Source organism: Pseudomonas sp. CAN1, assembly GCF_030462585.1.
GTDB lineage: Bacteria > Pseudomonadota > Gammaproteobacteria > Pseudomonadales > Pseudomonadaceae > Pseudomonas.
Map to the genome: position 1 here is coordinate 81312 of NZ_JASMRU010000009.1, position 22862 is coordinate 104173.

The window sequence follows — 22862 nt, forward strand, 5'->3', positions numbered from 1 at the left end:
CCATGCGCGCGTGCCTCGCCGGGCTGATCCTGCTGTTGCCGCTGAGCGCCCTCGCGGCGCCCGGTGCGCCAGAGCAGGCGCAGCTGGCCTGGCGCACGGCACAGGGCGACGAGCTGCTGCGGCTTGGGCCGCAGCAGGTGCTCGACCGCCAGCCGCTACCGGCGGACCTGCACGCGCCGCTGGGCAGCCTGTGGAAACTGTTTGTCTATGCCTGGCTCAACGACACCGGCCAGCAGGAACCGGCCTACCAGTGCCGGGGCGAGAGCAGGGAAGAAGTCTATTGCTGTTCCGCCGGGCAGAGCATCGAGCGCGACGCCGCGCTGGTGAAATCCTGCGGCCTGTACTTCCAGCCGCAGCGCCTGGGCATCGACGGCGCGGTCTGGCACCAGTACTGGCAGTCTCGCCAGGCGCCGGAATGGATCGCCCAGCTGGACAAGCTGGCGCCACAGACCGAGGTACCGGTCGCCGAACTGCTCGATCAACTGCAACACCTGCCGGCCCAGGAGCAGGCGCGCAAGGTGCTGCTCGATGTCAGCCTGGCCGCCGACGAAGGCCGCGCACCCGCCGCGCTGGGCGGACGCCTGCGGGTGAAGACCTGGAGCTGGGACGAGGGCGGCAAGCGCGAAGGTGGCTTCGCTGGCTGGCTGGTCGATGGCACGCCGCTCTGGGCGCGCGGGCCGGGTACCAGCAAGACGGTGCTGGCCAAGTACGGCAACGCCATCGGCGCCGCGTTGCCGGCGCCGTGGCCGAGCGATCCGGGGCGTTGCGTGGAAGTCGGGCTGTTCAGCCGCTATCCGCTGAAAGAGGTCTACGACGCGCGCAACCAACTGGCTGCCGAAGGCCTGCTGCAAGGCCGGCAGAACGTGCTGTTCGCCAACGGCGTTCGACTTGACGTGAACAGCAGCGGCGATCTGTTCCTCGAACGCGGCGCCGAGGGCCCGCGCCTGACCGCACGCCTGTCTCGCGAGGAATATGTTGCCCGCGTACTCGATCGTGAAGCCTCCGTCACGCCGCCGGAAGCGGCCAAGGCTCTGGCGGTGACCATTCGCACCTATCTGCTGCAGAACGGCGCGCCGCGCGGCGACTGCCTGAGCATCGACGACAGCAGCCAGCGCCAGCGCGTGGCGCCGCGCCCGGCCAGCGAGGCGGCGCGTGGCATCGCCGCCTGGACGGCCGATCTGGTCCTGGCTGGCGGTACGGTCACCTATCACTCGGACGTCGCGGGGCAGTCGAAGCTGTCCTGGCGCGACGCCCAGGAGCAGGCCGCCAAGGGCCTGCGTTACGACGCCATCCTTGCCCGCGCCTTCCCGCGTACCAGCCTCAGCCGCTGGAGCAATCCGATTGCCGCCTGCCAGCCGCTGCCCGAGGCCGAGCGCTGGCTGAAGGCGCAGCGCCGCGACTGGCGCCCGCGCCTGGAAGCCGAGGCGGGCTACGAGGAGCTGCAGTCCTTCGCCGTATGCCGGCTGAGCAGTGGCCGGCCCTATGTCGACCGCGAACGCCAGCGCATCTATGTGCGTGGCCTGTACTCCCAGCAGGATCGTCTCGACCTGGCTCATGAATACCTGCACCTGGCCTTCCAGGCGCACCCCAACGGACAAGACGAGGGCTATGTCGAAAGCCTGGCCCGTCGCCTGATACTGGAATGATCGCCATGAAACTCGCCCACGTGCTCCGCCTGTCCCTGCTCGCCAGCCTGATCCCGCTGGGCGCGCAGGCCGCCGAATCGCCGATCAGCCTGGATACCCCGCTGGGCGGCTGGCGCTCGGGCGACGGCGACAAGGCCGACTTCCGGCAGACGGTGAACTACCCGGCGTCCTCGGTGAACTCGCGGGACGACCAGTCCGACACCGCGCGCATCCGCGGCGAAATCCGTGGCCTGCCCAAGGACAGCAAGGAGCCGGCACGCCTGGTGGTGAACGGCGTGGCCATGCCGATGCGGGTCGAGGGCGACGGCAAGTTCGACCGCCCGTTCGCCTTCCCGGCGGGCTCCAACAGCGTCGAAGTCGTCAGCCCGGACGGCCAGCACCGCAAGCGCGTGCAGTTCTACCACGGCGGTGGCGGCGGTGAAGTAGCGGCCAAGCTGCGGGTGCTGCTGTCCTGGGACTCGGACAACACCGACCTCGACCTGCACCTGGTGACGCCCGATGGCGGCCACGTCTGGTACGGCAACCGCTCGCTACCCAACGGCGCGGCCCAGGACGTCGACGTGACCACCGGCTACGGCCCGGAGATCATCGCCAGCCCGACGCCGCTCAAGGGGCAGTATCTGGTCTACGTGAACTACTACGGTGGTGGCTGGAGTTCGGATGACAGCTCTGGCGACGTGAACGCGGCCAAGCCGCTGACCACGGCGCAGGTGACCATCGTCACGGAGGAGGGGACGGTGAACGAGAAGCAGGAGTCGTTCCTGATCCCGATGCGTCAGCCGGGGGAGCTGACGCTGGTCAAGCGGTTCAGTTACCCGTAACGACAGAGTCGCTTTCGCAGGAGCGCCACGTTCAGTTTGTAGGGCGAGTAACGCGCCAGCGTTATCCGCCCTACGCGCTGCTTCGGGTGAGGTTTTTTGCGCCGCTTCGGCGTGCGCGCGGACTTCCTGTTTCGCCCCCTCGGTCGACCTACTTTGGCAAACGACCCAAAGTAGGCAAAGGTCTCGCCCCTCCATCCGGCTTTTCGCTTCGTGAAAAGTACCCTCGGTTCTTCGGAGTTTCAGGGGCACGCTGCGAAGGACCGTCCCTGGCCCATCGCAGCTCTCGCGAGATCCATGTCGCTCAACCCCTGAAACTCCGATCACCTTCGGCCTCCTGAAAGGGGCACTCCGGAGCGTGCGGGTATTTCACTGGAAGTCTTCAAGAGCCAAGAGCCAAGAGCCAGAGCCGAAGCTCGATGCGCTCTTCGTAGGAGCGAGCTTGCTCGCGAACCGCTGCGCTGTGAAATCCCAAGTAGAAGCGGGCCATGCCCGCGATCAGCGCCCGCTGGCGCTGTTGAAAATCAGGCCTTCTGATCCGCCTGCCAAGCCTCGATCACTTCCTGCGCCGCCCGGAACGCATCGATGGCCGCCGGAACACCGGCATAGACCGCACAATGCAGCAGCGCCTCGCGAATCTCTTCCACCGTGCAGCCGTTGTTCAGCGCGCCGCGCACGTGGCCTTTCAGTTCCTGCGGGCACTTGAGGGCGGTCAGTGCGGCCAGGGTGATCAGGCTTCGGGTCTTGCGCGGCAGGCCTTCGCGGTTCCACACGCCGCCCCAGGCGTGCTCGTTGACGAAGTCCTGCAGCGGCTGGGTGAACTCGGTGGCGTTGCCCAGGGCGCGGTCGACGAAGACGTCGCCCATCACTTCACGGCGGACCTGTTCGCCGGCCTTGCGGTTCTCATTGCTCATGACGGGTTCCTTCAGAGTCCTTCCAGGCGCACCGGCGCGGTGCCGGAGCGCAGCATGTTGAGTTGTTCGGCGGCGGCCTTGGAAACGTCGATGATTCGCCCGCGACCGAACGGTCCGCGGTCGTTGATGCGCACCACGACGCTGCGGCCGTTGTCGAGGTTGGTCACCCGTACCCGTGTGCCGAAGGCCAGGGTGCGGTGGGCGGCGGTCAGGGCGTTCTGGTTGAAGCGCTCGCCGCTGGCAGTGCGCTTGCCATGGTGCGCCTTGCCGTAATAGGACGCGGTGCCTTCGGCGCGGTAGCCGCGGCCGGAGACCTCCGAGTCGCTGTCGTAAGACGTGGTGCTACAGCCGGCCAGCAGGGCCAGGCAGCCGACGAGGGCCATGGGTCGCAGCATCGAACCTCCGGACGTAAAAACGCCGGGCAAGCCCGGCGTCGTTGAAGTGTGGGCTCAGCCTTCGAGCTTCTTCTTCAGCAGTTCGTTCACTTGCGCCGGGTTGGCCTTGCCCTTGGCGGCTTTCATGGCCTGGCCGACGAAGAAGCCGAACATCTTGCCGCGCTTGGCTTCGTCGCTGGCGCGGTACTGTTCGACCTGCTCGGCGTTGGCCGCCAGCACGTCGTCGAGCAGCTTCTCGACGGCGCCCGAGTCGGTGTTCTGCACCAGGTCCTTGGCCTTGATGATCTCGTCGGGCGAGCCTTCACCTTCGGCCATGGCGGCAAACACCGTCTTGGCCGCCTTGCCGTTGATGGTGCCGTCCTTCAGGCGCAGGATCATGCCGCCCAGGTGCTCGGCGGATACCGGCGACTGCTCGATCTCCAGGTTGTCCTTGTTGAGCAGGCTGGAGAGCTCGCCCATCACCCAGTTGGCCGCCAGCTTGGCGTCGGCGCAGATGGCCTGGACCTGTTCGAAGTAGTCGGCCATCTCGCGGCTGGCAGACAGCACGCTGGCGTCGTAGGCGGACAGGCCGTACTGGCTCTCGAAGCGCTCGCGCTTCTGGTCCGGTAGCTCCGGTAATTGGCCACGCAGTTCTTCGAGGAAGGCGCGCTCGATCACCACCGGCAGCAGGTCCGGGCAGGGGAAGTAACGGTAGTCGTTGGCTTCTTCCTTGCTGCGCATGGAGCGCGTTTCGTCCTTGTTCGGGTCGTACAGGCGGGTTTCCTGCACGACCTTGCCGCCGTCCTCGATCAGCTCGATCTGGCGCTGCACTTCATGGTTGATCGCCTTCTCGATGAAGCGGAAGGAGTTCACGTTCTTGATCTCGGCACGGGTGCCGAACTCGGCCTGGCCCTTGGGCCGAACCGAGACGTTGCAGTCGCAACGCAGCGAGCCTTCGGCCATGTTGCCGTCGCAGATGCCCAGGTAGCGCACCATGGCGTGGATCGCCTTGACGTAGGCCACGGCCTCCTTCGCGCTGCGGATATCCGGCTCGGAGACGATCTCCAGCAGCGGGGTACCGGCGCGGTTCAGGTCGATGCCGCTCATGCCGTGGAAGTCTTCGTGCAGGCTCTTGCCGGCGTCCTCTTCCAGGTGTGCGCGGGTGATGCCGACGCGCTTGACGGTGCCGTCTTCCAGGGTGATGTCCAGGTGGCCCTTGCCGACGATGGGATGATCCATCTGGCTGGTCTGGTAGCCCTTGGGCAGGTCCGGGTAGAAGTAGTTCTTGCGGGCGAAGACGTTGCGCTCGGCGATTTCGGCGTTGATCGCCAGGCCGAACTGGCAGGCCATGCGCACGGCTTCCTGGTTCAGCACCGGCAGGGTGCCGGGCATGGCCAGGTCGACCAGGCTGGCCTGGGTGTTCGGGGCGGCGCCGAAGGTGGTGGCGCTACCGGAGAAGATCTTCGATTGGGTGGAGAGCTGTGCGTGGATTTCCAGCCCGATCACGGTTTCCCATTGCATGTGTGTCGTCCTCAGAATCCAGCCGGTGCTTGTTTGTGCCAGTCAGTGACCAGTTGGTACTGGTGCGCGACGTTGAGCAGGCGGCCTTCCTGGAAGTACGGCGCGAGCAGCTGGACACCCACCGGCAGGCCGTCGACGAAGCCGGCGGGCATGGACAGCCCCGGAATGCCGGCGAGGTTGGCGGTGATGGTGTAGATGTCTTCCAGGTACTGGGCGACCGGGTCGTTGTTCTTCTCGCCGAGTTTCCAGGCCGGGTTGGGCGTGGTCGGGCCGAGGATCACGTCGACTTCGGCGAAGGCATTGGTGAAGTCGTTCTTGATCAGGCGACGAATCTTCTGAGCCTTCAGGTAGTACGCGTCGTAGTAACCGGCGGAAAGCGCGTAGGTGCCGACCATGATGCGGTTCTTCACTTCAGAGCCGAAGCCTTCGGCGCGGGAGCGCTTGTACAGGTCCTGCAGGTCCTTCGGGTCTTCGCAGCGATAGCCGTAGCGCACGCCGTCGAAGCGCGACAGGTTGGAGCTGGCTTCTGCGGGCGCGATCACATAATAGGCAGGGATCGCGTGCTGCATGTTCGGCAGGGAGATTTCCTTGACCACCGCGCCGAGCTGCTTGAGCTGCTCGACCACCTTCATCACCGCGTCGGCGATACGGCTGTCCAGGCCGGCGCCGAAGTATTCCTTCGGCAGGCCGATGCGCAGGCCGCTCAGCGGCTTGGCCAGGGCGGCCAGGTAGTCGTCCACCGGCTGGTCGACGCAGGTGGAGTCCTTCGGATCGAAGCCGGCCATGGCGCCGAGCATCAGCGCGCAGTCCTCGGCGGTGCGGGCCAGCGGGCCGCCCTGGTCGAGGCTGGAGGCGTAGGCGATCATGCCCCAGCGCGATACGCGGCCGTAGGTTGGCTTGATACCAGTGAGGTTGGTCAGCGCCGCCGGCTGGCGGATCGAGCCGCCGGTGTCGGTGCCGGTGGCGGCCGGGATCAGGCGCGCAGCCACGGCAGCAGCGGAGCCGCCGGAAGAGCCGCCCGGTACGCGGGAGGTGTCCCAGGGGTTCTTCACCGGGCCGTAGTGGCTGGATTCGTTGGCCGAGCCCATGGCGAACTCGTCCATGTTCAGCTTGCCCAGGCTCACGGTGCCGGCGTCGGCCAGGCGCTCGACGACGGTGGCGTCGTAGGGCGAGACGAAGGCGTCGAGAATCTTCGAGCCGCAACTGGTGCGCACGCCCTGGGTGCAGAACAGGTCCTTGTGGGCGATTGGCGCGCCCAGCAGGGCACCGCTCTCGCCTTTGGCGCGCCGCTCGTCGGCCGCCTTGGCCTGGGCCAGGGCGATTTCCTCGGTGACGGTGATGAAGCTGTTCAGCTGCGGGTCGAGCTGCTGGATGCGCGCGAGCAGGGCAGTGGCCAGTTCCTGGGCGGAGAATTGCTTGTCGGCGAGTCCGCGAGCGACTTCGGCGAGGGTCAATTGATGCAGCATATGTCCGTGTCCTTAGCGCTTACTCGATGACTTTCGGGACGAGGTAAAGGCCGTCTTCCACGGCCGGCGCGATGGCCTGGTAGGCTTCGCGGCGGTTCTCCTCGGTGACGGCGTCGGCGCGCAGGCGCTGCGTGGCTTCCAGCGGGTGGGCCAGCGGCTCCACGCCATTGGTGTCGACTGCCTGCATGGCGTCGATCAGGCCGAGGATATTGTTCAGGGTGTCGGTGGTACGCGAAATGTCGGCTTCCTCCAGGCCCAGGCGGGCGAGGTGGGCGATCTTTTCCACGTCGGTGCGTTCAAGCGCCATCGAGGTCTCCAGCTAGAGCGGCCCGGTTCGAACTGGACCTGGCCGGAAGGAATTGAGGGGGCAGGGAACAGAACCCGCGGCAGACGGTCGAAGGCCGCTGGGACGGGCCTGCAGGCCCGAAAAACGAGGAATCTAGCATAAATTGCCGCCTTGCCCAAAACCCCCGTCATTGTTAGAGTTTGCCGCACTTTTTTACCCGCGCATTTTTCACCCACGCGCCACCTAGGGTTTCTTTCCAATGTTCAAAAAACTGCGTGGCATGTTCTCCAGTGATCTGTCGATCGACCTGGGCACTGCCAATACCCTTATTTATGTGCGCGAGCGCGGCATCGTCCTGAACGAACCGTCCGTGGTCGCCATTCGTAGCCACGGCAGCCAGAAGAGCGTGGTAGCGGTCGGTACCGAAGCCAAGCGCATGCTCGGCCGTACCCCCGGCAACATTGCCGCCATTCGTCCGATGAAGGACGGCGTGATCGCCGACTTCAGCGTCTGCGAAAAGATGCTGCAGTACTTCATCAACAAGGTTCACGAGAACAGCTTCCTGCAGCCCAGCCCGCGCGTGCTGATCTGCGTGCCGTGCAAATCCACCCAGGTGGAACGCCGCGCCATCCGTGAATCGGCCCTGGGCGCTGGCGCCCGTGAGGTGTACCTGATCGAAGAACCGATGGCCGCTGCCATCGGCGCCGGCCTGCCGGTGGAAGAGGCCCGTGGTTCCATGGTCGTCGACATCGGCGGCGGCACCACCGAGATCGCCCTGATCTCCCTCAACGGCGTGGTCTACGCCGAATCCGTCCGCGTCGGCGGCGACCGCTTCGACGAAGCCATCGTCACCTACGTGCGCCGCAACTACGGCAGTCTGATCGGCGAATCCACCGCCGAGCGCATCAAGCAGGAAATCGGCACCGCCTTCCCGGGCGGCGAAGTCCGCGAAGTCGACGTCCGTGGCCGCAACCTGGCCGAAGGCGTACCGCGCAGCTTCACCCTGAATTCCAACGAAGTGCTCGAAGCGCTGCAGGAATCCCTGGCGACCATCGTCCAGGCGGTCAAGAGCGCGCTGGAGCAGTCCCCGCCAGAACTGGCTTCCGACATCGCCGAGCGCGGCCTGGTGCTGACCGGTGGTGGCGCGCTGCTGCGCGACCTGGACAAGCTGCTGGCCCAGGAAACCGGCCTGCCGGTGATCGTCGCCGAAGACCCGCTGACCTGCGTCGCCCGTGGCGGCGGCAAGGCGCTGGAAATGATGGACCGTCATTCGATGGACCTGCTGTCCACCGAGTAAGTTGGACGTGGAGGTTGGTTGACGTTTTGCCCGCGCTGGTGAAACTTCAACCGACCTTGCACCGCTAGGAGCCGGTCATCAAACCGATATTCTCCAAAGGGCCCTCGCTGGGCGCGCGCCTTCTGGTGCTCGCTGTCCTGTCGGTCGCCTTGATGGTGGTCGATGCCCGCTTCGATTATCTGAAACCGGTACGCAGCCAGATGGGCCTCGTGCTGAGCCCCTTCTATGGCATCGCCGACTTCCCCGTTCGTGCCTGGGAAGGCGTGCGCGACCAGTTCACCAGCCGCAGCGAGCTGCTGGCCGAGAACGAGCGCCTGAAGGCCGAGCAGTTGCTGATGCAGCGCCGCCTGCAGAAACTGGCGACCCTCACCGAACAGAACGTACGCCTGCGCGAGCTGCTCAACTCCTCCGCCCTGGTCGACGACAAGGTGCTGGTGGGCGAGCTGATCGGCGTCGACCCGAACCCCTTCACCCAGCGCATCCTGATCGACAAGGGCGAGAAGGACGGCGTGTTCCAGGGTCAGCCGGTGCTCGACGCCAGCGGCCTGATGGGCCAGGTGGTCGAGGTGATGCCGTATACCGCGCGCGTGCTGCTGCTGACCGATACCACCCACAGCATCCCGGTGCAGGTGAACCGCAATGGCCTGCGCGCCATCGCCGTGGGCACCGGCAACCCGGAGCGCCTGGAACTGCGCTACGTCGCCGATACCGCCGACATCAAGGAAGGCGATCTGCTGGTCAGCTCCGGCCTTGGCCAGCGCTTCCCGGCCGGCTATCCGGTGGCGGTGGTGAAGGAAGTGCTGCACGACACGGGCGGGCCTTTCGCCACCATTCGCGCCGTGCCGACCGCCAAGATGAACCGCAGCCGCTACGTGCTACTGGTCTTCAGCGACAGCCGTACCCCCGAACAGCGCGCTACCGACGCCGCCGAAGCCCAGGCCGAGGCGGACCGCAAGGCCGCTGAGTCTGCCGCTCCCGCGCAACCTGCGCCTGCCACGCCGGCAGCACCTGCAGCCCAGCCGCATAACGGTGCACAACCGGCCGCTCCGGCGGCGCCCGCCGCCCAGCCTGCCCATCCGGCCGGCAGCAACGGCGCGGCACCTGCCGCACCCGGTGCCTCGGCCGCGCACCCCGATGCCAGGGCCCGCCACTGATGGCTGGCCAGGGTTCCAACAATGGCTGGGCGATCTGGTTGACCCTTCTGGCGGCGCTGCTGTTGTCGGTGGCGCCGATGCCCAGCTTCATGGAGATCGGCCGCCCGCTGTGGCTGGCGATGTTCCTCACCTACTGGGTGCTCTACCTGCCGCAGAAGGTCGGCATGCTCAGCGCCTGGGTGCTGGGTGTCGCCGAGGACGTGCTCTACGGCAGCCTGCTGGGGCAGAACGCGCTGATCCTCAGCCTGATCATTTTCCTGGTGCTGGCGCTTCACCAGCGCCTGCGCATGTTCCCGATCTGGCAGCAGTGCCTGGTGCTGCTGGTGGTGTTCGGTCTCGCCCAACTGGTCCAGCTGTGGATCAGCGCCCTGACCGGCAACCGCCCGCCGACCCTGGTGTTCCTGCTGCCGGCGCTGGTCAGCGCGCTGCTCTGGCCCTGGGTCTACACATTGCTGCGGGCCCTGCGGCTGCGCCTGAACATCAACTGATCGTCCCCTTTGCGGGGCAATCGCCGGGCCCGCGTTGCGCGGGCTCGCTTCGGAGTCCCTGATGGCCCAGCTGTACCTCGCCTCCAGTTCGCCGCGCCGCCGCGAGCTGCTCACCCAGATCGGCCTGCCGTTCCACATAGTGCCCGCGTCCATCGACGAAACGCCGCAGCCCGGCGAGTCGGCGCTCGCCTACGTCGAGCGCCTGGCCCGTGGCAAGGCCCAGGCGGGGCTGAATTTCCTCGCCCAGCGCGCCGACGTTTGCGTGCTCGGCGCCGATACCGCGGTGGTGCTGGATGGCCGCATCCTCGGCAAACCGCTCGACCGTGACGACGCGCTGGCCACCCTGCTGGTACTTTCCGGCCGCGAGCACGAAGTGCTGACCGCCGTAGCCGTGGCCGACCGCGAGCGCTGCGAAGCGCGCGTGGTCAGCAGCCGCGTGACTTTCCGCGAGATTTCCGCCGAGGAAGCCGAGCGTTACTGGGAAACCGGCGAGCCGCAGGACAAGGCCGGTGGCTATGCTATCCAGGGGCTCGCGGCGGTCTTCGTCAGCCGCGTCGAGGGCAGCTACAGCGCCGTGGTCGGCCTGCCCCTGTGCGAAACCTCGGCATTGCTGGCTGACTTCTCCATCCCTAGCTGGCAGTCTTGATCGGAAAGTAGCGCTGGCACGACTCCGGGCGCGATAAGGAAGGGCGCATGAGCGAAGAGATCCTGATCAATATCACGCCGATGGAATCGCGCGTGGCGGTGGTGGAGAACGGCGTCCTGCAGGAGGTCCATGTCGAGCGCACGCTGCGCCGCGGGATCGTCGGCAATATCTACAAGGGCAAGGTCGTGCGTGTGCTGCCGGGCATGCAGGCGGCCTTCATCGATGTCGGCCTGGAGCGCGCGGCGTTCATCCATGCCGCCGAGATTTCCACCCGCGAGGGCAGCGCCGTCGAGAGCATCGGCGCGCTGGTCCACGAAGGGCAGAGCCTGGTGGTGCAGGTCACCAAGGACCCCATCGGCACCAAGGGCGCGCGCCTGACCACGCACCTGTCGATCCCTTCGCGCTACCTGGTCTACATGCCGCGCACCAGCCATGTCGGCATTTCCCTGAAGATCGAGGACGAACACGAGCGCGAGCGCCTCAAGCAGGTGGTCGCCAAGTGCGTCGAGGCCGAGGGCATCGTCGAGAAGGGCGGATTCATCCTGCGCACCGCCGCCGAGGGTGCCGGGGAAGACGAGATTCTTGCCGATATCCGCTACCTGCGCCGTCTCTGGGACCAGATCGACGCGCAGATCAAGACGGTCGGCGCGCCGACGATGATCTACGAAGACCTGTCCCTGGCCCTGCGCACCCTGCGCGACCTGGTGAACCCGCGCATCGAGAAGATCCGCGTCGATTCCCGGGAGAACTTCCAGAAGATCACGCAGTTCGTCGAAGAACTGATGCCGGAAATCGCCGACCGCCTGGAGCATTACCCTGGCGAGCGGCCGATCTTTGACCTCTACGGCGTCGAGGACGAGGTGCAGAAGGCGCTGGAGCGCAAGGTGCTGCTCAAGTCCGGCGGCTACCTGATCATCGACCCGACCGAGGCGATGACCACCATCGACGTCAATACCGGCGCTTTCGTCGGCCACCGCAACCTCGAAGAAACCATCTTCAAGACCAACCTCGAGGCGGCCACCGCCATCGCCCGCCAACTGCGCCTGCGCAACCTGGGCGGGATCATCATCATCGACTTCATCGACATGGAAGACGAGGAGCACCGCCGCCAGGTCCTGCGCACCCTGGAAAAGCAGCTCGAACGCGACCATGCCAAGACCAATATCATCGGCATCACCGAGCTGGGCCTGGTGCAGATGACCCGCAAACGCACCCGCGAAAGCCTGGTGCAGGTACTCTGCGAGCCCTGCCCGAGCTGCCAGGGGCGCGGCATGCTGAAGACGCCCGAGACCATCTGCTACGAGATCTTCCGCGAAATCCTCCGCGAGGCGCGGGCCTACCAGGCCAATTCCTACCTGGTGCTGGCCAATCAGAAGGTGGTCGACCGCCTGCTCGACGAGGAGTCGGGCAATGTCGCCGACCTCGAACTGTTCATCGGCCGGCCGATCAAGTTCCAGGTCGAGGCCATGTATTCCCAGGAGCAGTACGACGTTGTCCTGCTTTGAGCAGCACGTCGCAGGGCATGGCGTTCCGAGCGCGGAACGCTTTGCCGTGGGGTTTTCCGGAGCTTTGTCTGATCCACACTGTCAGACTCTGTTCGACTGCTCATGGCTGGGAGGCCGCTCGATGACCCTTCGCACCCCGGTATCCGGCTGACATGGAAAACGCCGGCCGCCTGCTCGCCACCACCTTGCGCTTCGTCCTCGGGCTGCTGGCCCTGGGCCTGGTGCTGCTTGCGCTGTACGTCAGCCTGGGCCGGCAACTGGTGCCGCTGGTGGCGGAGTATCGCGATGACCTGGCGCAACAGGCCAGCCAGCAGCTCGGCCTGCCGGTCAGCATCGGCGCGCTGGAAGGCCACTGGCGCGGCTTCAGCCCGATCATCGTGGTGCGCGACATCCAGCTGGGCGAGGGCAACGATTCGCTGCGCCTGGAGCGTGTACGCCTGACCCCGGATATCCTCGGCAGCCTGATGGCGCGCCAGCCGCGCGTCGACAGCCTGGAGCTGGAAGGCCTGCACCTGACCCTGCGCGAGGACGAGGACGGCAAGTGGCACGCCGACGGCCTGCCCAATCGCAACACCGAGACCGATCCGCGCAAGCTTATCGACCTGCTGCTGACGCCGCGCCGGCTGTCGCTGATGGACAGCCAGCTGACCGTGCTGCCGCAACAGTCCAACCCGCTGTCGCTGAACTATGTCGGCATGACCCTGCGCAGCGGCAGCCGCCAACGCCTGGAAGCACGTTTCAGCCTGCCGGGCGGTGAGCCGGTGGCGGCGCGCCTGGAAACCCGCCTGAACCGTGACGACTGGGCAAAAAGCTCGGCCCAGCTGTACCTCAGCCTGCCCCAGGCCGACTGGGCCAAATGGCTGCCGGAGCGCCTCACCGGCGCCTGGAAGCTGTCCCAGGCCAAGGCCGGCGGCGAATTCTGGGCAACCATCGACAAGGGCGTGCCGGTGTCTGCCGCGGCGCGCCTGAATGCGCCGAAGATCGACGCCGCCCTGGGCGACCGCAAGCCGGTGAGCCTGAGCGATATGGGCGTCAGCCTGTTCTTCCAGCGCCAGGGTGATGACCTCGACGTGCGCGTCGCCGATCTGGCAGCGAACCTCGGCGAAACCCGCTGGGGCGAGGTGGAGCTGGAGCTGACCCGGCGGATGAAGGGCGAGGAGCACTGGCAGCTGCGCGCCGACCGCCTCGACCTGTCCCCGCTGGCGCCGCTGATCACCGCCCTGGCGCCGCTGCCGGACAAGGTCGACGAGTGGCTGGACGGGCTCAAGCCGCAGGGCGTGCTGCACAACGTCAACTTCGACTACTGGCCGCAACGCGAGGGTGCCGAGCGCGTGGCCTACGCCACCAACCTGGAGAAGGTCGGCGTCAGCGCCTTCCACGACGTGCCCGCCGTGGCCAACGTCGATGGCACCTTCAGCGGCAACCTCGGCGGCGGCACCCTCGATGCCAATGCCCAGGACTTCATGCTGCACCTGGCGACGCTGTTCCCCGAGCCCTGGCGCTACCGCAGTGCCCACGCGCGGCTGTTCTTCCAGCTCAACGACGAGGCCTTCACCCTCGGCAGCCACCTGATGAAGGTGGACGGCGAGGAAGGCACCCTGGCCGGCGACATGCTGATCCGCCTGATGCGCGACCCCGAGGCCGAGGACTACATGGACCTGCGCGTCGGCATGAGCAACGGCGACGCGCGCTACACCGGCAAGTACCTGCCCACTGTCATCCCGCAGATGAGCAAGGACCTCGCCGCCTGGCTCAAGGGTTCGATCAAGAGCGGACGCATCGAGCAGGGCTACTTCCTCTGGCAGGGCTCGCTGCAGAAACATTCGGCGCCCGAGGCCCACGCCATGACCCTGTACTTCAAGGTCCACGACGGCGTGCTCGACTACCAGCCCGGCTGGCCCGGCCTAAGCAAGGCTGAAGGCGAAGTGCGGGTGGAGGACACCGGCGTCAGCATCAATGCCAGCTCCGGGAAGATCCTCAACAGCCAGGTGCGCGACGTGCTGGTGGAGATTCCCCACACGCCGCCGGGCGAGCCCTCCCACCTGCACGTCAACGGCGACATCGCCAGCAACCTGGTCGACGGCCTGAAGATCCTCCAGGACTCGCCGATCGGTGCCAGCCACACCTTCGAAGGCTGGGAAGGCGAGGGCGACCTGAACGGACACCTCAACCTGGACATTCCGCTGGCCAAGGGCGAAATGAGCAAGGCGCGGGTCATTGTCGACTTCGACACCGACAAGGCGCGGCTGAAGATCGCCAAGCCCGAGCTGAACCTGGAGCAAGTGAAGGGCAAGTTCCGTTACGACACCGACAGCGGCCTGAGCGGGCAGAACATCGCCGCCCAGGTGCTGGGTTCGCGCGTTACCGGCAGCATCCGCGCCGAGGGCCGCAATGGCGTGCCGCGCACGCGGGTGCTGGTGGGCGGCCAGGTGGCGGTGAAGTCGCTGCTGGAGTGGGCGAAGATACAGAAGCAGTTGCCGGTGGACGGTCGTGTGCCGTTCCAGCTCAACCTGTTGCTGGATGGCAAGGACAGCCAGCTGCAGGTCGCCTCCAACCTGCAGGGCGTCAGCATCGACCTGCCGGCGCCGCTGGGCAAGGCCACCCAGGAGACCCGCGAGAGCGAGTTCCGTATGACCCTGGAGGGCGCCGAGCGGCGTTACTGGGCAACCTACGCTGACCGCGCGAGCCTGGCCTACGCCGCTCCGGCGGACCAGCCGCTGGCCGGCCGTGGCGTACTGCGCCTGGGTGGTGACCCCGCCGTGCTGCCGAACTGGAACGGCGTGCAGGTGCGCGGCAAGATCGATGAAGTCGACGCCGATGCCTGGATGGCGGTCGCGAAGAAGTATTCGAATACCGGCGTCGAAGGCGCCGCCGGCCTGCTGCGTGGCGCGGACCTGCAGATAGCCCGCTTCAAGGGCTTCGGCCAGACCTTGGAAAACCTCACGCTGGACGTCGCCCGCGTCGACAGCAGTTGGCAGGTTGGCCTGGTCAGTTCGCTGGTTTCCGGCAAGGTCACCGTGCCGGACAGCAAGGTGAAGCCGATCCAGATCGCCCTCGACCGCATCGACCTGCCCAAGGGCGAGGCCATCGACTCGAAGAAGGCGGTGGAGCAGCCGGACCCGCTGGCGAAGATCGACCCGCGCACCCTGCCGCCGATGGACGTCTCGGTTCGTCAGGTGCTCAAGGCCGGCAAGCCGGTGGGTTCCTGGAGCTTCAACGTGCGTCCGACTACCACTGGCGCCGGCTTCAACGACGTCAACCTGGACCTGCGCGGCCTCTCGGTGAAGGGCAACCTGCGCTGGGACGGCATGGACACGAGCGCGCGCAGCACCTTCCAGGGCCAGCTCGAAGGCAAGAACCTCGGTGACGTGCTCAAGGCCTGGGACTTTGCGCCCAGCGTGACCAGCGAGCGCTTCCGCGTGGACATCAACGGCAACTGGCCGGGCTCGCCGGCAGCGCTGAACCTGCGGCGCTTCGGCGGCACCCTCGACGCCAGTCTGCGCAAGGGCCAGTTCGTCGAGGTGGAAGGCGGTGCCAACGCCCTGCGGGTGTTCGGCCTGCTCAACTTCAACGCCATCAACCGCCGCCTGCGCCTGGACTTCTCCGACCTGCTGGGCAAGGGCCTGAGCTACGACCGGGTGAAGGGCGTGCTAACCGCCACCGATGGCGTCTACTTCACCCGTGAGCCGCTGCGCCTGGACGGCCCGTCGAGCAATCTCGAGCTGAATGGCACCCTCGACCTGGCCCACGACCAGATCGACGCCAAGCTGCTGGTGACCCTGCCGGTAACCAACAACCTGCCGCTGGCAGCGCTGATCGTCGGCGCACCGGCCATCGGTGGTGCATTGTTCGTGGTCGACAAGCTGCTGGGCGACAAGGTCGCGCGCTTTGCCAGCGTGCAGTACAGCGTCAAGGGCCCGTGGCAGAGCCCGACCATTGCCTTCGAAAAACCTTTCGAAAAGCCTCATTGAGCCCCTCAATCGAGCACAAAGCCTGGGCTTCAGTTAGCATGAAACCCAGACACCGACGGAGCTCAGCATGTCCATTGCGGTCATCCAGATGGTCAGCCAGGACGATGTCCTGGCCAACCTCGCCGCCGCCCGCCGCCTGCTTGAACAGGCCGCCGAGGGTGGCGCGCGCCTAGCCGTACTGCCGGAAAACTTCGCCGCCATGGGGCGCCGCGATCTCGCAGACATCGGCCGCGCCGAGGCCCTTGGCGAAGGCCCGATCCTGCCCTGGTTGAAAAGCGCCGCCCGCGACCTCAGGTTGTGGATAGTCGCCGGCACCCTGCCGTTGCCACCCGAAGGTCAGCCGGACGCCAAGGCCAATGCCTGTTCGCTGCTGGTAGACGAGCGCGGCGAAGTGGCGGCACGCTACGACAAGCTGCACCTGTTCGACGTGGACGTCGCCGACGCCCGTGGCCGTTATCGCGAGTCGGATGACTACGCCTTCGGCCAGCGCGTAGTGGTGGCGGACACACCGGTCGGGCGCCTGGGCATGACGGTCTGCTACGACCTGCGCTTTCCTGAGCTCTACACCGCGCTGCGTGAAGCCGGCGCGGAGCTGATCAGCGCGCCCTCGGCCTTCACCGCAGTCACCGGCGCGGCGCACTGGGAAATCCTCGTCCGTGCCCGCGCCATCGAGACCCAGTGCTACCTGCTGGCGGCCGGGCAGGGCGGTACCCACCCCAAAGGTCGGGAAACCTGGGGCCAGTCGGCCATTGTCGACCCCTGGGGGCGTATCCTCGCCGAACAGGCCAAGGGCGAGGCGGTGCTGCTCGCCGAGCGCGACAACGAGGAACAGGCGGCGGTCCGGCAGCGCATGCCGGTTGCCCGGCACAGAAGATTTTTCCCGCCGGTCGAACCACGACCGGCGCGTACGGAGTGAATATGAGCGAACTGTTGTCATCCGTCAGCCAGCACCTGCTGGCCCCCGGTGGTCTGGATATCGACCAGCTGTCGCCGATCCTGCACGAGCTGAGCGGCCCCGGCATCGACGCCGCCGACCTGTACTTCCAGAGCCAGGTCTCCGAGTCCTGGATGCTCGAGGACGGCATCGTCAAGGAAGGCAGCTTCCACATGGACCAGGGCGTCGGCGTGCGCGCGCAGTCCGGCGAGAAGACCGGCTTCGCCTACAGCAATGCGATCAACCATGAAGCGCTGATCCAGGCCGCCCGCGCTGCTCGTTCGATCTCGCGCGCCGGGCAGAACGGCAAGGTGCAGGCGTTCCAGGCCGTGGTGCCGACCCGTCTGTACGCCGGCGAGAATCCGCTGGACGTGATGAGCCGCGCCGAGAAGGTCGAGCTGCTGCAGAAGATCGATATCGCCACCCGCGCCCTCGATCCGCGCATCCAGCAGGTCACCGTCAGCCTCGCCGGTGTCTGGGACCAGGTTCTGATCGCCGCGGCAGACGGCTCGCTGGCCGCGGACATTCGCCCGCTGGTGCGTTTCAATGTCAGCGTCATCGTCGAACAGAACGGCCGTCGCGAGCGTGGCGGTCACGGCGGTGGCGGTCGCACAGACTACAAGTACTTCCTCCAGGAAGACCGCGCCATGAGCTACGCCCGCGAGGCGCTGCGCCAGGCCCTGGTCAACCTTGAAGCGGTGCCTGCACCGGCCGGCAGCCTGCCGGTGGTGATGGGCGCCGGCTGGTCCGGCGTGCTGCTGCACGAAGCCGTGGGCCATGGCCTGGAAGGCGACTTCAACCGCAAGGGCAGCTCGAACTACAGCGGGCGTATCGGCGAGAAGGTCGCCTCCAGCCTGTGCACCATCGTCGACGACGGCACCATCGCTGGCCGCCGCGGTTCGCTGTCGGTGGACGACGAAGGCACGCCGACCAACTGCAACGTGCTGATCGAGAACGGCATCCTCAAGGGCTACATGCAGGACAAGCTCAACGCCCGCCTGATGGGCGTGGCGCGCACCGGCAACGGCCGCCGCGAGTCCTATGCGCACCTGCCGATGCCGCGCATGACCAACACCTACATGCTGGCCGGGCAGAGCGACCCGGAGGAGATCATCGCCAGCGTCGAGCGCGGCATCTACTGCGCGAACCTCGGCGGCGGCCAGGTGGACATCACCAGCGGCAAGTTCGTCTTCGCCACCAGCGAGGCTTACCTGATCGAGAACGGCAAGATCACCCGCCCGGTGAAGGGCGCGACGCTGATCGGCAACGGTCCGGAAGTGATGAGCCGGGTATCCATGGTCGGCAACGACCTGGCGCTGGACAGCGGCGTGGGCACCTGCGGCAAGGACGGCCAGTCCGTGCCGGTCGGTGTCGGTCAGCCGACCCTGAAGATCGACGCCATCACCGTCGGCGGCACGGGCGCCTGAGGCCGTTGCCAGTGGGACTGGATGTGCGGGACGCGGCTGCTCAGCGCAGGCCGCGTTTGAGCTCGTCCAGCTCGCGGATGTACTTGAAGATCTTCCGCGCCGCGGCCGGAGGCTTGTTGTGAGCGGCCTCGTGCTGGGCGTGGCGGATCAGCTGGAGCAGATGCTGGCGGTCGCTTTCCGGGTATTCGCCGAAGAAGGCCGACAGCGCGGCGTCACCACCGGTGATCAGGTGGTCGCGCCAGCGCTCCAGGGCGTGGAAGCGTTCGTTGTACTGGCGGGTGGAGGTATCTACCTGCTCCAGCAGGGCGAGGATGGCCTCGACGTCCTGGTCGCGCATCAGCTTGCCGATGAACTGCCGGTGGCGTTTCTTGGCGGCGTTGGCCTTGTGCTTGGGAGCTTCTTCCAGTGCGCGGCGCAGCGGATCGGTGAGCGGCATGCGGTCGAGCATGTCGGCCTTGAGCGCAGTCAGGCGCTCGCCGAGTTCCTGCAGCGCGTGCATTTCGCGTTTTACTTGCGTCTTGCTCTTCTCATCGAAAAGCGAGTCGTCATCGTGAATTTCAGCCATGGCGGGGGTCTCGTTGAAAACGCCGCCATGATAACGAGTCAGGGGCCGCTTGTCCGGCCCGCGCCGGTTGCCGCCGCCTGATGGCGGGGCCGGACCATGAACAGGAGAGGCATGCAATGAGCGAACACAACCCGGCAGTGAGCCCGGAGGTCCTTCCCGAACTGCGCGAGCAGGTCGAGCGGATCATCGCCGAGGCCACCCGGCAGGGCGCCAGCGCCTGCGAAGTGGCGGTGTCGGTGGAGCAGGGGCTGTCGACCTCGGTGCGCCAGGGTGAAGTCGAGACCGTCGAGTTCAACCGCGACCAGGGCTTCGGCATCACCCTCTACGTCGGCCAGCGCAAGGGCTCGGCGAGCACCTCGGCCACCGGCGCGGACGCCATCCGCGAGACCGTAGCGGCGGCGCTGGCGATTGCCAAGCACGCCTCCGAAGACGATTGCGCCGGGCTGGCCGATCCGGCGCTGATGGCCCGTGACCTGCCGGACCTGGACCTGTACCACGGCTGGTCGATCACCCCCGACCAGGCCATCGAGCGCGCACTGGCCTGCGAGGCCGCCGCGTTCGCCACCGACAAGCGCGTCACCAAGGCCGACGGCACCACGCTGAACACCCACCAGGGCTGCCGCGTCTACGGCAACAGCCACGGCTTCGTCGGCGGCTATGCCAGCACCCGCCACAGCCTGAGCTGCGTGATGATCGCCGAGCTGGAAGGGCAGATGCAGCGCGACTACTGGTATGACGTGAACCGTCGCGGCGACCTGCTGGCCAGCCCCGAATCCATCGGCCGTCGCGCTGCCGAACGTGCTGCCAGCCGCCTGGGCGCGCGGCCGGTGCCGACCGCGGAAGTGCCGGTGCTGTTCGCCCCGGAAGTCGCCGTCGGCCTGTTCGGCCACTTCCTCGGCGCGATCTCCGGCGGCAGCCTGTACCGCAAGTCGTCCTTCCTCGAAGGCGCACTGGGCCAGCGGCTGTTCCCGGAATGGCTGACCCTGGACGAGCGCCCGCTGGTGCGCGGCGCGCTGGGCAGCGCCTCGTTCGACAACGACGGCCTGGCGACCTACGCCAAGCCCTTCGTCGAGGGCGGCGAGCTGGTCTCCTACGTGCTCGGCACCTACTCCGGGCGCAAGCTGGGCATGCCCAGCACGGCCAACTCCGGCGGTGTGCACAACCTGTTCGTCAGCCATGGCGACGAAGACCAGGCCGCCCTGATCCGCCGCATGGGCCGGGGCCTGCTGGTCACCGAGCTGATGGGGCAGGGCGTCAACCTGGTGACCGGCGACTACTCCCGTGGCGCTGGCGGTTACTGGGTAGAGAACGGCGAAATCCAGTTCCCGGTGCAGGAAGTCACCATCGCTGCCAACCTGCGCGACCTGTTCCGCAACATCGTCGCCATCGGCAATGACGTGGAGTACCGCGGCAACCTGCATACCGGCTCCGTGCTCATCGAAAAGATGATGGTCGCCGGCAACTGATCCACCCGCCGCGGCCCCGCTGGCCGCGGCTTTCAGCCCTTCCTCGATCCCCCTCCCAGGACCCGCCGCCCAGCGCAATGCGCTCGGGCGGCTTGTTTTTTTGATTCTCGCAAACAATAATCAATCTCATTATCGGTTGAGGGATTGCCATGTTTGCCGACGTCGACAGCTCGATCACCGACCGCTGGTACCTGCTGGGCACGCGCATCCGCTGCGCCCTGGAGCCGAACGAGCCGCGGCTGGTCGAGCAGTACCTGTGCGAAGCGCGCTACCTGGCGGCCTGGGAGCCGGTACCGGCCTGGCGCCTGTTCGAAAAGTGCTTCCAGTTGCTGCTCGACAGCAGCCGCGACATCGCGCTGCCCTGGCACTGGCGCGTGCTCTGCCTGGATCACGCCTACCTCCCATTGCGAGAACTGCAACGCCTGGCGACTTCGACCGCCCAGCGCCAACGCCTTTGCCTGCTCGGCCGGCGCATGGCGCAGCAGGAGATGGCGCCTTCCCTGAGACTGCAAGAAGGAATCGAGAATGACTGACAGCCGTATTGAACGCGACAGCATGGGTGAACTGCAGGTGCCGGCTTCGGCACTTTACGGCGCCCAGACGCAGCGGGCGGTGAACAACTTCCCGGTGAGCGGCCAGCGTATGCCGCGTCCGTTCATCCGCGCGCTGCTGCTGGCCAAGGCGGCCGCGGCGCGTGCCAATGTCAGCCTGGAGCAGCTGGACGCGGAAACCGGCGCCGCCATCGTCGCCGCCTGCGAGGAACTGCTGGCCGGTGACCTGCAGCAGCACTTCCCGGTGGACGTGTTCCAGATCGGCTCGGGCACCAGCTCCAACATGAACGCCAACGAGGTGGTCGCCACCCTCGCCAGCCGCCGCCTGGGCCAGCCGGTCAACGCCAACGACCAGGTCAACTGCGGGCAGAGCAGCAACGACATCATCCCCTCGACCATTCACATCAGCGCAGCGCTGGAGATCCACCAGCACCTGCTGCCCGCCCTGGAGCACCTGCACGCCACCCTGGAGAAGAAGGGCAAGGCGGTGCATCAGCATGTGAAAACCGGACGTACCCACCTGATGGACGCCATGCCGGTGCGCCTGAGCCAGGTGCTCGGTGGCTGGGCGCAGCAGGTGCGCCAGGCATCCCAGGGCATCGAGGCACAACTGCCGGCGCTGCAGCAACTCGCACAGGGCGGCACTGCGGTAGGCACCGGTGTGAATGCCCATCCGCAGTTCTCCGCGCGTTTCTGCGAGGAACTCAATGGCCTGACCGGCCTGGTGTTCCGCCCCGGTGACGACTTCTTCGCGCTGATCGGCGCCCAGGACATCGCCGTGGCTGCCTCCGGCCAGCTCAAGGCCCTGGCTGTAGCGCTGATGAAGATCGCCAACGACCTGCGCTGGATGAACTCCGGCCCGCTGGCGGGCCTCGCCGAGATCGAGCTGGAGGCGCTGCAGCCGGGCTCCTCGATCATGCCCGGCAAGGTCAACCCGGTGATCCCGGAAGCCACTGCCATGGTCGCCGCCCAGGTGATGGGCAACGACACCACCATCGCTGTCGCCGGGCAGTCCGGCAACTTCGAGCTGAACGTGATGCTGCCGGTGATCGCCGACAACCTGCTGCACAGCATTCACCTGCTGGCCAATGTCAGCCGCCTGCTGGCGGACAAGGCCATCGCCACTTTCAAGGTCAACGAGGCGAGCCTGCGCGAGGCGTTGTCGCGCAACCCGATCCTGGTCACCGCGCTGAACCCGATCATCGGCTACCAGAAGGCCGCCGAGATCGCCAAGCAGGCCTACCGCGAGGGTCGGCCGATCATCGATGTCGCCCTGGAAAACCCTGATCTGGATCGCGCCCGCCTCGAACAATTGCTCGATCCCGAGAAGCTCACCGCCGGCGGACTTTGAGTCCGCCCCACCCGCTGGAGGAACCTGCCATGCGTCATTGGCAACGCACCATCGAACTGGGCAACCGCTGCTTCATTCGTCAGGAACTGATCGATGCCCGTGAGCACTACCTCCACGCCCTGGCGCTGGCGCAGGTGCTGCTGGATCGCTGGCATGACGCCGAGGAGGCGGTGATGGCCTTCGTCATCTCCCACCACAACCTCGGCGACCTGCACCTGCAACTGGGCCAGCCGGAAGAGACCGCCGAGTACCTCTGCGCCTGCCACGAGCGCCTGCTGGCGCTGGGCGAGGACCTGCGCAAATGCGCGGATCTGCGCGCCGCAGCGGTGCAGCACAGCCGCCGCACCTACGTCGAGCTGCTGAATTTCATCGGCGAGCACGGCACCTACCCGCGCACCCAGCGCCTGCTGCGCCGCCAGGGCGCGGTGGAGCTGCGTCCGGGGTTGTTCACCGCCGTGCATTCCATGCGCTACCACTGAAGA

20 protein-coding genes are annotated in these 22862 nt (G+C 66.7%); 14 read left to right on the forward strand and 6 right to left on the reverse strand.

Going from position 1 to position 22862, the window contains the following annotated elements:
* The first annotated feature begins 2 nt into the window (after positions 1 to 2).
* Positions 3 to 1646 carry a DUF2300 domain-containing protein gene (locus tag QO207_RS14830; RefSeq protein WP_301533143.1) on the forward strand — a complete coding sequence of 548 codons (1644 nt, stop codon included), beginning with the start codon at positions 3 to 5 and terminating at the stop codon, positions 1644 to 1646.
* 5 nt (positions 1647 to 1651) lie between these two features.
* Positions 1652 to 2467 carry a YfaP family protein gene (locus tag QO207_RS14835; protein ID WP_301533144.1) on the forward strand — a complete coding sequence of 272 codons (816 nt, stop codon included), beginning with the start codon at positions 1652 to 1654 and terminating at the stop codon, positions 2465 to 2467.
* Between the two features lie 521 nt (positions 2468 to 2988).
* Here QO207_RS14835 and QO207_RS14840 read toward each other — a convergent pair.
* Genes QO207_RS14840 through gatC form a run of 5 tightly spaced genes read right to left on the reverse strand, consistent with a single transcriptional unit; the run spans position 2989 to position 7046 of the window.
* The gene (locus QO207_RS14840) at positions 2989 to 3378 is read right to left on the reverse strand and encodes a carboxymuconolactone decarboxylase family protein (RefSeq protein WP_301533145.1); all 390 of its coding nucleotides are present in this window, start codon (positions 3376 to 3378) and stop codon (positions 2989 to 2991) included.
* 11 nt (positions 3379 to 3389) lie between these two features.
* The gene (locus tag QO207_RS14845) at positions 3390 to 3773 is read right to left on the reverse strand and encodes a septal ring lytic transglycosylase RlpA family protein (RefSeq protein WP_301533146.1); all 384 of its coding nucleotides are present in this window, start codon (positions 3771 to 3773) and stop codon (positions 3390 to 3392) included.
* A 54-nt stretch (positions 3774 to 3827) separates the two neighbouring features.
* Positions 3828 to 5273 (reverse strand): Asp-tRNA(Asn)/Glu-tRNA(Gln) amidotransferase subunit GatB, encoded by a 1446-nt coding sequence (gatB, locus tag QO207_RS14850; protein ID WP_301533147.1) that lies wholly within the window; start codon positions 5271 to 5273, stop codon positions 3828 to 3830.
* An 11-nt stretch (positions 5274 to 5284) separates the two neighbouring features.
* Positions 5285 to 6739, reverse strand: coding sequence for an Asp-tRNA(Asn)/Glu-tRNA(Gln) amidotransferase subunit GatA (gatA, locus tag QO207_RS14855; RefSeq protein WP_301533148.1), 1455 nt, complete (start codon positions 6737 to 6739; stop codon positions 5285 to 5287).
* 19 nt (positions 6740 to 6758) lie between these two features.
* On the reverse strand, positions 6759 to 7046 hold the full coding sequence (gene gatC / locus QO207_RS14860) for an Asp-tRNA(Asn)/Glu-tRNA(Gln) amidotransferase subunit GatC (RefSeq protein ID WP_301533149.1): 288 nt from the start codon (positions 7044 to 7046) through the stop codon (positions 6759 to 6761).
* A 238-nt stretch (positions 7047 to 7284) separates the two neighbouring features.
* On the opposite strand from gatC, the gene mreB reads away from it, so the two are divergent.
* From mreB to tldD, 8 genes are all read left to right on the forward strand, one after another.
* Positions 7285 to 8322 (forward strand): rod shape-determining protein MreB, encoded by a 1038-nt coding sequence (mreB, locus tag QO207_RS14865; protein ID WP_017518164.1) that lies wholly within the window; start codon positions 7285 to 7287, stop codon positions 8320 to 8322.
* A gap of 86 nt (positions 8323 to 8408) precedes the next feature.
* Entirely contained in the window at positions 8409 to 9476 is a 1068-nt protein-coding gene (mreC, locus tag QO207_RS14870) for a rod shape-determining protein MreC (protein ID WP_301533243.1), read from the forward strand.
* Positions 9476 to 9964, forward strand: coding sequence for a rod shape-determining protein MreD (gene mreD / locus QO207_RS14875; protein WP_301533150.1), 489 nt, complete (start codon positions 9476 to 9478; stop codon positions 9962 to 9964). Before mreC ends, mreD begins: the two co-directional genes overlap by 1 nt.
* Positions 9965 to 10025: 61 nt before the next feature.
* Positions 10026 to 10610: a nucleoside triphosphate pyrophosphatase gene (locus tag QO207_RS14880; RefSeq protein ID WP_301533151.1), complete on the forward strand. Its 585-nt coding sequence runs from the start codon at positions 10026 to 10028 to the stop codon at positions 10608 to 10610.
* Positions 10611 to 10657: 47 nt separating this feature from the next.
* The gene (rng, locus tag QO207_RS14885) at positions 10658 to 12115 is read left to right on the forward strand and encodes a ribonuclease G (RefSeq protein ID WP_301533152.1); all 1458 of its coding nucleotides are present in this window, start codon (positions 10658 to 10660) and stop codon (positions 12113 to 12115) included.
* A 152-nt stretch (positions 12116 to 12267) separates the two neighbouring features.
* Entirely contained in the window at positions 12268 to 16086 is a 3819-nt protein-coding gene (locus QO207_RS14890; protein ID WP_301533153.1) for a YhdP family protein, read from the forward strand.
* 67 nt (positions 16087 to 16153) lie between these two features.
* Positions 16154 to 17002, forward strand: a complete 849-nt coding sequence (locus tag QO207_RS14895; RefSeq protein WP_301533154.1) for a carbon-nitrogen hydrolase family protein — start codon at positions 16154 to 16156, stop codon at positions 17000 to 17002.
* A 2-nt stretch (positions 17003 to 17004) separates the two neighbouring features.
* A complete protein-coding gene (gene tldD / locus QO207_RS14900; protein WP_301533155.1) occupies positions 17005 to 18447 on the forward strand; it encodes a metalloprotease TldD in 1443 nt (480 codons plus the stop codon).
* A 40-nt stretch (positions 18448 to 18487) separates the two neighbouring features.
* On the opposite strand, the gene yjgA is transcribed toward tldD, so the two are convergent.
* On the reverse strand, positions 18488 to 19012 hold the full coding sequence (gene yjgA, locus QO207_RS14905) for a ribosome biogenesis factor YjgA (protein WP_301533156.1): 525 nt from the start codon (positions 19010 to 19012) through the stop codon (positions 18488 to 18490).
* Positions 19013 to 19128: 116 nt separating this feature from the next.
* Between yjgA and pmbA the strand changes: the two genes are divergently transcribed.
* The 4 genes from pmbA to QO207_RS14925 all read left to right on the forward strand — a co-directional run bounded on the left by pmbA (position 19129) and on the right by QO207_RS14925 (position 22859).
* Complete coding sequence (pmbA, locus tag QO207_RS14910; RefSeq protein WP_301533157.1) at positions 19129 to 20478, forward strand: metalloprotease PmbA; 1350 nt, start codon at positions 19129 to 19131, stop codon at positions 20476 to 20478.
* A gap of 149 nt (positions 20479 to 20627) precedes the next feature.
* Complete coding sequence (locus QO207_RS14915; RefSeq protein WP_301533158.1) at positions 20628 to 21011, forward strand: FagA protein; 384 nt, start codon at positions 20628 to 20630, stop codon at positions 21009 to 21011.
* The gene (gene fumC / locus QO207_RS14920) at positions 21004 to 22380 is read left to right on the forward strand and encodes a class II fumarate hydratase FumC (protein WP_301533159.1); all 1377 of its coding nucleotides are present in this window, start codon (positions 21004 to 21006) and stop codon (positions 22378 to 22380) included. The genes QO207_RS14915 and fumC overlap by 8 nt, the downstream gene beginning before the upstream one ends.
* A 29-nt stretch (positions 22381 to 22409) precedes the next feature.
* Positions 22410 to 22859, forward strand: a complete 450-nt coding sequence (locus QO207_RS14925) for a hypothetical protein (protein ID WP_301533160.1) — start codon at positions 22410 to 22412, stop codon at positions 22857 to 22859.
* Positions 22860 to 22862 lie beyond the last annotated feature (3 nt).

What these genes read in the sequence shown, in the direction of transcription:
- QO207_RS14830 (WP_301533143.1), top strand. Translation starts at nt 3, where the DNA reads ATGCGCGCGTGCCTCGCCGGGCTGATCCTGCTGTTGCCGCTGAGCGCC.
- QO207_RS14835 (WP_301533144.1), top strand. Translation starts at nt 1,652, where the DNA reads ATGAAACTCGCCCACGTGCTCCGCCTGTCCCTGCTCGCCAGCCTGATC.
- QO207_RS14840 (WP_301533145.1), bottom strand. Translation starts at nt 3,378, where the DNA reads ATGAGCAATGAGAACCGCAAGGCCGGCGAACAGGTCCGCCGTGAAGTG.
- QO207_RS14845 (WP_301533146.1), bottom strand. Translation starts at nt 3,773, where the DNA reads ATGCTGCGACCCATGGCCCTCGTCGGCTGCCTGGCCCTGCTGGCCGGC.
- gatB (WP_301533147.1), bottom strand. Translation starts at nt 5,273, where the DNA reads ATGCAATGGGAAACCGTGATCGGGCTGGAAATCCACGCACAGCTCTCC.
- gatA (WP_301533148.1), bottom strand. Translation starts at nt 6,739, where the DNA reads ATGCTGCATCAATTGACCCTCGCCGAAGTCGCTCGCGGACTCGCCGAC.
- gatC (WP_301533149.1), bottom strand. Translation starts at nt 7,046, where the DNA reads ATGGCGCTTGAACGCACCGACGTGGAAAAGATCGCCCACCTCGCCCGC.
- mreB (WP_017518164.1), top strand. Translation starts at nt 7,285, where the DNA reads ATGTTCAAAAAACTGCGTGGCATGTTCTCCAGTGATCTGTCGATCGAC.
- mreD (WP_301533150.1), top strand. Translation starts at nt 9,476, where the DNA reads ATGGCTGGCCAGGGTTCCAACAATGGCTGGGCGATCTGGTTGACCCTT.
- QO207_RS14880 (WP_301533151.1), top strand. Translation starts at nt 10,026, where the DNA reads ATGGCCCAGCTGTACCTCGCCTCCAGTTCGCCGCGCCGCCGCGAGCTG.
- rng (WP_301533152.1), top strand. Translation starts at nt 10,658, where the DNA reads ATGAGCGAAGAGATCCTGATCAATATCACGCCGATGGAATCGCGCGTG.
- QO207_RS14890 (WP_301533153.1), top strand. Translation starts at nt 12,268, where the DNA reads ATGGAAAACGCCGGCCGCCTGCTCGCCACCACCTTGCGCTTCGTCCTC.
- QO207_RS14895 (WP_301533154.1), top strand. Translation starts at nt 16,154, where the DNA reads ATGTCCATTGCGGTCATCCAGATGGTCAGCCAGGACGATGTCCTGGCC.
- tldD (WP_301533155.1), top strand. Translation starts at nt 17,005, where the DNA reads ATGAGCGAACTGTTGTCATCCGTCAGCCAGCACCTGCTGGCCCCCGGT.
- yjgA (WP_301533156.1), bottom strand. Translation starts at nt 19,012, where the DNA reads ATGGCTGAAATTCACGATGACGACTCGCTTTTCGATGAGAAGAGCAAG.
- pmbA (WP_301533157.1), top strand. Translation starts at nt 19,129, where the DNA reads ATGAGCGAACACAACCCGGCAGTGAGCCCGGAGGTCCTTCCCGAACTG.
- QO207_RS14915 (WP_301533158.1), top strand. Translation starts at nt 20,628, where the DNA reads ATGTTTGCCGACGTCGACAGCTCGATCACCGACCGCTGGTACCTGCTG.
- fumC (WP_301533159.1), top strand. Translation starts at nt 21,004, where the DNA reads ATGACTGACAGCCGTATTGAACGCGACAGCATGGGTGAACTGCAGGTG.
- QO207_RS14925 (WP_301533160.1), top strand. Translation starts at nt 22,410, where the DNA reads ATGCGTCATTGGCAACGCACCATCGAACTGGGCAACCGCTGCTTCATT.